Source organism: Weissella sp. DD23 (assembly GCF_001579105.1).
In the GTDB taxonomy this organism is placed as follows: Bacteria; Bacillota; Bacilli; order Lactobacillales; family Lactobacillaceae; genus Weissella; species Weissella cibaria.
The window spans coordinates 1,646-4,269 of the sequence record NZ_KQ970394.1 but is presented as its reverse complement, the minus strand read 5'-3'; the positions used below and the strand labels follow the sequence as shown (position 1 = coordinate 4,269).

The following is a 2,624-nucleotide window of genomic DNA, read 5'->3' as shown; positions in this document are numbered from 1 at the left end:
AGTGCTGTCATTGTCTATTCCTTTCTATGCAAAAAAGCCCGTTCCTACCCAGTTACTTACTGGAATAGAAACGAGCTTGTCGTGTTACCATTCTATCTTTATTGCCCCAGTTACCCGGGTCAACCTTACAACGTGCGGTCAGAGCGCGACATGATGCGATGACGATACGCGTGTCCGTTAACGGAGACCAACCCGTAAATCGCTCATGAACTTGCCACTTACGATTTCCAATCACAGGCCATTTTCTTTGTCGTCTCCCCAACTGTTTCACACCAACCAACAGCTCTCTGTTTGGCGAACGACAAATACTTTCCTGATCACTTTGTTTCTCATTGTTTTCTAACAGTATTGATTGTAAACTCTCACTTACTTTATGTCAACGTCTGTATCAAACAAAAACCGCTGATTGATGCCCTATCATCAATCAGCGGTTTTATTTTTTATGTGCTGTGCCCCATAACCACACCACTTTATTATAGGTTTTATGCGTAACGCCTAATCTCTTAGTAATTATGCTTCAGTGTCCAACAAGGCATACTTGCCATCGCGACGCTTGTATACGACAGCAGCCGTATCAGTTTCAGCATCTTGGAAAATGAAGAACTCGTGGCCCAACAATTCCATTTGCAAAACTGCTTCTTCAGCATCCATTGGCTTCAAAGCAACATGCTTTGTACGTACAATGTCCAAGGCTTCAGACTCTTCTGCCTCAAGTTCTTCCGGTGCAGCTGCAAAGTCCAATTCTTCAATGCCCTTGTAGCCCTTCTCACGTGACTTGCGGTTAACCTTAGTCTTGTACTTACGAATTTGACGCTCCAACTTTTCAGAAACGAAATCAACTGTTTGATACATGTCGGCTTGCGTATCTTCAGCACGCAACAACAAGTATGGCAATTGAATCGTAACTTCAGTCTTGAACGTACCTTCCTTGTATGAACGAACGTTAACGTGGGCAACATACTTTGCGTCATCGTTCAAGTAACGCTCCAAGCGTGACAAACGCTTCTCGATGTAGTCGGTCATTGCATCAGTGACCTCAATGTTCTCACCACGTACCTTAAATTCTAGCATAATCCTGTCTCCTGTCTGACTAGATTTGCGTGATGCTATGTCCCCATAACACGTGATCACGCAGTTCCCAAAGTATCTGTCTAGATGTCCTTTCGGTAACTATATTGTAACACCAATATGACAATAAAAGAAAGCGTTTTCATACTCTCTTCATGAACATATCATCTTGCTAACGTGACTGTGCATATTTGGGTCGCACCACTTTCATACAAACACGACGATGCGTGTCGCAACGTGCGTCCTGTCGTACAAACATCATCAACTATACAAATTCTTTGTCCAGTTAAATCAAGATTTTCTGTGACGAGACAGAACGGCTGCGTTGTCTGTAAACGCTCCCGCCGTGTTTTCATAGATTGTACCGCCTTACTGGTTGAGATACAAGTTAAAATTTCATTTATTTCACATTTTTCTAACCATGCACTCACTTGATTGAAACCACGTTGGTTTTGTGTCTCCGTTGTTATTGGGATTGGCACAATCATAGTCGGTGCAACTTTAACCAACCTTTGGGCGAGCATCTCCTGAAACACATCCCTTAAATGATAACCACCTTGAAACTTATACTGCTTAAAGTACTGTTGCATCTGCTCGTCATAAGCAAATAAAGCTTGATTATGGATGGCCGGGTATCCTGCTGTCAGCCAAATTTCACACTCAGCACAAGGCGATATTTGGCTTTGACACCCACATTCGGCACACACCGGCCCCGTAATCCGGGTGAACTGTTGCCGACACGCTTCGCAAATTGACAACATCTGTGGTTGATGAAAGATGAAAAAATCACCCAAGGTCCATTCTCCCTGCTGTATCCGCCCGCACAATTCACACGTCATACTGTTTCCCTTTCATGTTTAAATACCGAATCTCGTTCCGGGCTTGGATGACCGTACGCGTTCGTTCGGTAACCCCTGTCCAAACTTTACCGGTTGGCCGAGAAGCGCTACGTCCACAACGTCCGGCAATTTGAATTAAGGCAGCTTGACTAAAAACAGGATCGTCAGCGCCCAGAATCATCACATCAATGCCTTTAAACGTCACCCCACGCTCCAAGATGGTTGTCGTAATCAATGCTTGCAACTCACTTGCCCGCATCGCCTGTACCTTCCCTTGCCGATCAGGATCACCAGCGTGTGTGGCCGCAATTTTAAGTGATGGCTGCAACCGTGTTATCTCGTTCAGCGTCGCCGTTAAATCAGCAACATGGGGCACAAAAATTAGAAAGCGTTGTTTTGATATAACGTACTCACGGAGAATGCGCTGAATACGCCACGATAATTTTTTGCGCCAATTGCCAATTTTAATAATCGTAAAATTCGGTAACGGCTGCCCATGATACCGGCGAGGCAACAAACTAATCCGCAATCGTTGTTTGCTAACGTCACGTAAGAGTCGCGCACTTGGGGTTGCCGTGAGATAAAAATGACACCCTTGTGGTTTAGTCGCTCGCTGAACAGCACCTTCTAATTGGACATTCTCAGCGTAAGGGAACGCATCTACTTCATCCACAACAATCACATCAAAGGCTGCCCGGAAACGCAGCAACTGGTGCG

Annotated in this window: 3 protein-coding genes and 1 other annotated feature; all 3 genes read right to left on the bottom strand. The window is 44.9% G+C overall.

Annotated elements, in window-relative coordinates; genetic code table 11:
• Window positions 1-63 precede the first annotated feature (63 nt).
• Window positions 64-330: a binding site (T-box leader), on the bottom strand.
• Window positions 331-510: 180 nt separating this feature from the next.
• On the bottom strand, window positions 511-1,071 hold the full coding sequence (raiA, locus tag WEIDD23_RS07490) for a ribosome hibernation-promoting factor, HPF/YfiA family (RefSeq protein WP_010374259.1): 561 nt from the start codon (window positions 1,069-1,071) through the stop codon (window positions 511-513).
• Between the two features lie 161 nt (window positions 1,072-1,232).
• Complete coding sequence (locus WEIDD23_RS07485; RefSeq protein WP_150180130.1) at window positions 1,233-1,862, bottom strand: ComF family protein; 630 nt, start codon at window positions 1,860-1,862, stop codon at window positions 1,233-1,235.
• A 34-nt stretch (window positions 1,863-1,896) separates the two neighbouring features.
• A partial coding sequence (locus WEIDD23_RS07480) for a helicase-related protein (RefSeq protein ID WP_278279471.1) occupies window positions 1,897-2,624 on the bottom strand: 728 nt, incomplete at its 5' end.